The 5,585-nt window shown below is 33.8% G+C and carries 7 protein-coding genes; 5 read left to right on the top strand and 2 right to left on the bottom strand.

Going from position 1 to position 5,585, the window contains the following annotated elements; all coding sequences use genetic code 11:
* Positions 1 to 61: 61 nt before the first annotated feature.
* From CRG87_RS07395 to CRG87_RS07375, 5 genes are all read left to right on the top strand, one after another.
* Positions 62 to 478, top strand: coding sequence for a PTS sugar transporter subunit IIA (locus CRG87_RS07395; protein ID WP_074426196.1), 417 nt, complete (start codon positions 62 to 64; stop codon positions 476 to 478).
* 9 nt (positions 479 to 487) lie between these two features.
* Complete coding sequence (locus CRG87_RS07390) at positions 488 to 1,345, top strand: PRD domain-containing protein (RefSeq protein ID WP_074426197.1); 858 nt, start codon at positions 488 to 490, stop codon at positions 1,343 to 1,345.
* 127 nt (positions 1,346 to 1,472) lie between these two features.
* Positions 1,473 to 1,772: a nucleoside triphosphate pyrophosphohydrolase gene (locus tag CRG87_RS07385; protein ID WP_074426198.1), complete on the top strand. Its 300-nt coding sequence runs from the start codon at positions 1,473 to 1,475 to the stop codon at positions 1,770 to 1,772.
* Between the two features lie 185 nt (positions 1,773 to 1,957).
* Positions 1,958 to 2,848 carry a DUF3737 family protein gene (locus tag CRG87_RS07380; protein WP_074426199.1) on the top strand — a complete coding sequence of 297 codons (891 nt, stop codon included), beginning with the start codon at positions 1,958 to 1,960 and terminating at the stop codon, positions 2,846 to 2,848.
* Between the two features lie 2 nt (positions 2,849 to 2,850).
* Positions 2,851 to 4,020 carry a MalY/PatB family protein gene (locus tag CRG87_RS07375; RefSeq protein ID WP_074426200.1) on the top strand — a complete coding sequence of 390 codons (1,170 nt, stop codon included), beginning with the start codon at positions 2,851 to 2,853 and terminating at the stop codon, positions 4,018 to 4,020.
* 179 nt (positions 4,021 to 4,199) lie between these two features.
* Here CRG87_RS07375 and CRG87_RS07370 read toward each other — a convergent pair whose 3' ends face one another.
* Together CRG87_RS07370 and CRG87_RS07365 are read right to left on the bottom strand one after the other, a co-directional pair.
* A complete protein-coding gene (locus CRG87_RS07370; RefSeq protein ID WP_074426201.1) occupies positions 4,200 to 4,757 on the bottom strand; it encodes a hypothetical protein in 558 nt (185 codons plus the stop codon).
* 166 nt (positions 4,758 to 4,923) lie between these two features.
* Entirely contained in the window at positions 4,924 to 5,289 is a 366-nt protein-coding gene (locus CRG87_RS07365; RefSeq protein ID WP_074426202.1) for a DUF805 domain-containing protein, read from the bottom strand.
* Positions 5,290 to 5,585: the final 296 nt, after the last annotated feature.

Raw genomic sequence — 5,585 nt, 5'->3', positions numbered from 1 at the left:
TTTTGATGGTAATTGTTATTGCAATGATTGGTGCAGCACTGGGGATTTTTAAGGCATAGTTATGAAACAAATAGTGATTATTTCGCACAAAACAATGTCAAAAGGAATGACTGAAACAATTAAGTTTTTTGCGGGTGATATAGAAAACTTACATTATATTTGTGCATATGAGAATGGTGAAAATGAATTTCCACTTAATCAGCTAGTCGGATTACTTAAAAAGTTTGATGAACTAGATCAAGTCTTCTTATTAACCGATTTGTTAGGTGGTAGTGTCAATCAAACATGCAGCCAGCTAATTAAAGACTATCATGTAAAGGTTATTACTGGCGTAAATCTCGCATTAGCTTTATCGATTGTTTTAGATCCTTCTGATCAGTTGACCGATGACAAAATTTTCGAATTAATTGAAGAAGCAAAAGGCCAAATGGTTTATATGAATAACTATAACGGTGATAATGAATCAGACGATGAATAGGAAATGGACATGAAAGTAATAAAAGTCTTTAATAATAATGTTGTTTTGGTCAGTGATGAAAAGCATGAGCAAGCAATTCTTTTTGGCAAAGGAATAGGCTTTAAAAAGCAGCCGGGAGATGAAATCTCAAAAGGCAAAAATGTTCAAACCTTTATTAAAAATATTAAAGATCCAGAGTGGCTCAATTCTTTATCAAATTTGTTAGAAAACGTTCCAGTAGAATATTTAGCTGTGTCCAAAAATATTATTAAACATGCAGAAAAGGATCTTAGTACAACTTTCAATCAGTTTTTAGTTATTAGCCTTGCAGATCATATCTACTTTGCAGTTAAAAGAAGTAGCAAGCAAGATGTGTCCTCACTTGTCAGTGTTAAGGAGGTTTATCCTTTAGAATATGCAGAGGCAGAAAAAAGTGTTAAAAGAATTAATACAGCTTTTAACGTTAAATTACCTCCAGGTGAGGCAGGATTAATTGCAATTCATTTTGTTGAAAATGAAATGAGTCCGATTAATGAAAATCAAAAGTTGGGTGAAGACTATGTGAGCTTACATTTAAGTAAGATTTTACAAATAATTATTTCTGACTTGGGGTATCCTGAACAGCCTGCAACACTAGAAAGACTAACAGTTCATTTACGATTTTTAATCACGCAAATTCAAAGCGATAATAAATATATTTCAGACGCCTCCCCAGACAATAAAAAAATATTGGAATCTTTTTTAAAACAATTTCCTGAACTAAGGACTACACTTAAAAAGATCCAAGACTATTTCTATCAAGAAATGAACTACAAGTTGAATAATAGTGAGCGGCTTTACTTAGTTATTCATTTGAAGCAAGTGGAAAATAGTTCAGAAGATGAATAGGATAGTACGGCAAAAATATTTCCTGGGAAATATTTTATAACTCAATTTTATAGCACTTTTTTAAAAAGTAATATAATAGGGTTAGGTTAATGAAACTAAGAATGATTTATTTTGAAAAGAGTGCAAAATGAAAAAATTAGTTAGAGATAAGATACCGGAATTTGCCACAGAGGCTACATATCGAGAGCTGCCTAAAGAAGAAATTGAGCCAGCCCTTAAAAATAAGTTGATTGAAGAGACGCAGGAAGTTGTTGAAGCTAAGACAGAAGACAATCTGATTGAAGAATTAGGTGATGTCTATGAAGTCTTAACAGCATATTTGAAATTTAAAGGCGTCAGTCAGGAAGAATTTTTAAAACTAGTTGCGACAAAGCGTGATTATAAAGGTGGCTTTACTAAGTTCTTAGAAATGACAACTGAGGATTAATTATTGAAAAAGTGGACTTTAGAGATGACATAATCTCTGAGGCCCACTTTTTACATACGCGTAGTAGCAAAATAACTAATAGTAATTAAGTAAGCTTAATAATAGGTATTTTTAATTTCATACTTTTTGTTAAATAATTGAGTGTATAAAAGATATAGATATTGTGATTTAGAGAAAGAAAATAAATGAAAAGTATTAAAAATCATTTTTTTGAAGGCGAACGAATCCTTTTTGGACTTAAAGATGCAGAAGTAGACGGTGCCACTTTTGGTCAAGGAGAGTCTCCACTCAAAGAAGCAAACAACATTAAAGTGAAAGATTCAATTTTTAAATGGAAGTATCCACTCTGGTACGATCAAAATGTTGAGGTGGAAGATTCTGTCTTTGAAACGATGGCTCGCAGTGGCATTTGGTACACAAAAAACATTTCTATTAAGAACTCTTCTTTACAAGCTCCTAAATTATTTAGACGGGCACAAAAAATTACGTTGGACAATGTTCATTTTGCTAATGCGGAAGAGACTATGTGGTCCTGTGATGGCCTTAAAATTACTAATAGTCAAATTAGCGGCGATTATTTTGGCAAAGACAGCAAAAACATTTACTTAGATCATGTCAGTATAATTGGCAATTACGCTTTTGATGGTGCAGAAAACATTGAAGTACATAATTCAACTTTTGTTGCTAAAGACGCTTTTTGGAACTGTAAAAACGTAAAAGTTTATGATTCAACTATTGATGGAGAGTACTTAGCATGGAATAGTGAGAATGTTAAGTTTATTAACTGCAAAATTATTAGCAGTCAGGGCCTTAATTATATTAACAATTTAAAGTTAAGAGATACTCAGCTATTGCATACAGATTTAGCTTTTGAATATGTTTCAAATATAGATGCTGAAGTGACTTCGAAAATTGATAGTGTTAAAAACCCAATTTCTGGAAAAATTTCTGCTCCTGTAATCGGCGAATTAATTATGGATAACTCAAAAATAGATCCCGCTGATACAAAGATAGATTGTGATAAGATTGAATTGAACACAAATCAGTCAGATCAGAATCAGGAACCAAAGGATTAATAATGAGAGCTAATTACGATTTTGTTAATGTGCCAGATAGAAGAAAAACAGACTCTGTTAAGTGGGACGTTGCATCAAATGAACTACCAATGTCAATTGCTGATATGGATTTTAAAACAGCACCAGAAATCATTGATGCAATGAAGAAGAAAATTGAACTAGGTGTATTCGGTTATGAATGGCCTAAAGATGATTATTTTAATGCAGTGGCAAATTGGTATGCAGAAGAGCATGGACACCGTCCACAACAAGAATGGATGATTTTCACTACTGGTGTAGTGCCAGCAATTTCATCGATTGTTCGGCGAGTTTCACATATTGGTGATAACGTTCTAGTTCAAGCACCCGTTTATAATATTTTTTACAATTCAATTGAAAATAATGGGCGACATGTTTTGTCTAGTGACTTGGAATTTGATGGTGAAAACTATGAAATTAACTGGGAAGATCTTGAACAGAAATTAGCTTTACCACTTACAACTTTAATGATTTTTTGTAATCCTCATAATCCAATTGGTAAAGTATGGAGCAAAAAAGAAGTTCAGAAGGTTGCAGACTTATGCTTTAAACATCACGTAGTGCTCTTATCTGATGAAATTCATGGTGACTTGGTACGCAAGGGACCAGGGTATACGCCTGCTTTTTCGGTTGAGGGCGTTTCACGTGATGGTGTTATTTCGCTAGTCTCACCAAGTAAGACCTTTAATGTTGCGGCTTTACATGCGGCAACTGCAGTGGTGCCAAATGATAACTTACGTGAGATTGTCAACCGTGGTCTGAACAGTGAAGAGCTTGCAGAGCCTAATTTACTGGCTATTCCAGGGACAATTGCTGCATATGAGCATGGCCATGATTGGTTACAAGCATTACTGAAGCAATTAAATAATAATTTTGCTTATACTGAGAAATTTATTAGTGAGAATATTCCAGAAATTAAGGTGGTATCAGGTAATGCAACATATTTAATTTGGCTTGATGTGCGTCAAATTACTTCGAATTCGCAAAAGCTAGCAGAATATTTAGATAAGGAAACAGGACTAGTTTTATCACCAGGAAGTATTTATCGAGGTAATGGTAATGATTTTCTACGCATGAATCTCGCTTATCCTTTAGCCATGGTTAAAGATGGTTTAGGGCGACTAAAAGAGGGAATATTAAAATATTCTAACTAAGCATAAAAATGCGACTATAGCGTTGGCTGTAGTCGCATTTTGGGTAGGTCTTAATATATTCTTGGGAGTGTAATAAGTCTTTTAGTGTGATTAAAAGCTCTTAAAAAAGATGCTGTTTCATGTGAAACACAGAATTACTGTTAAATGTCGAATTGCTAATAAGACTGAATAATCTAGTATTAGTTTTTAGACTTTTTGTGTGAAAATGCTTGAGCAAGCTGAATGGCAGTTGTAACGTAATCTAACACAGTAGTTACTGCTAACGCTATGTTCTTAAAGTTGACGGAATCTTCCAAAACCAGTGGCACCTTAACACCTAACGCAATAAACAAAACAATTATCAATAACTTGGTAGGTTCAATCTTACTGTTATTGCCAGCAAATCGATCTAATAAAGTATGAATTTTTTGAGTTGTTTGCGGTGAAAGCTGCATTTTACTAGTAAGTAGCTTTAAAAAAGTTGGATCTTTAAATATTGGAATTAATCTTTTATTGGATACTTGACCAAGCTTCTTTAGCTGGATTGCAATTTTTTCATTATGTTTAGCACAGAATTGTAGAAAGCTTTGAACCTGCTCAAGGCCAGAAAGGTTCCATGAATACTCAGTAGAACGCAAAGTATGCCAAAACTGCGAAATTTGATCAGTCGATTGATCAAACAGTTTAAACAATTGCTGTGTTGTTTTTGTATACAATAAATTTTGTGACCAGTTTACTAGTTGAGTTTTTAGATGCATAAAAATCGCTTCCTTTTTCTAATTATAGCAAGGGAAGAAGGTGGAATGGATTTATATGCTTTGGTAAAAGTGCTTGAAGAATAACTAGTAAGCAAAGAAAAAGTGCAGTAATGCGTTAAAAGCAGTTCTGCACTTTTTATCTCATTATTGCAAAATGAAATGCTGATTATTCATAGTTATTAGCTTTTGAAGGTAGAAGCATTAAGATGACAAACCATAGTTGGCCGATGAAAGGAAGGATATTAATCAAAATCCACCAACCGGAGTGGTTAGAGTCGTGTAAGCGTCTGAAACGTAGTGAAAGTGTGGCTAGCCAGACAATAAATGAAATGATTAGAGAACCAGTTTTGGCACTCCAGTCACCCCAAGTATAGATGTCTTCAATGGAGTGGCCCAAAATCTGTTGTACCAGTGCCATCAAAATAAACCCTAAAATATAGTTAATAATAACTGGAATCCAATATTCGCCTCGACTAGCAACGCCAGAAAAGTTAAAAATGTTACTCCAGAATTTTTTGTAAGCTTTAATCATTAAGCTCAGCCTCCTTGATTACAGTACTTTACACCATCATTGTAAAACCAAACCAATCCCCGTAGCAAAGAATATGATTTGTTTATACTTTATAAGCATATGTTTTGTTTTAAAAAATGAATCGCTGTAAATTGAAGGTGGATTCTAAAGAAGGGAGATCTTTACAATGGACAATAGTTTATCTGATCCGCTAAAACGTTATCACACTGGTGATTTTTCTAAACAATCACAGGAATATCCAGGTGTACAAAGCAAAATGGATCCAGTACCTGCTGGTGACATGGCTGATTACGAAG

This window comes from Lactobacillus apis (genome assembly GCF_002837055.1).
Taxonomy (GTDB): Bacteria; Bacillota; Bacilli; order Lactobacillales; family Lactobacillaceae; genus Lactobacillus; species Lactobacillus apis.
Note: the sequence above shows the minus strand (reverse complement) of the source record. Positions and strands in the feature narration are given on the sequence as shown.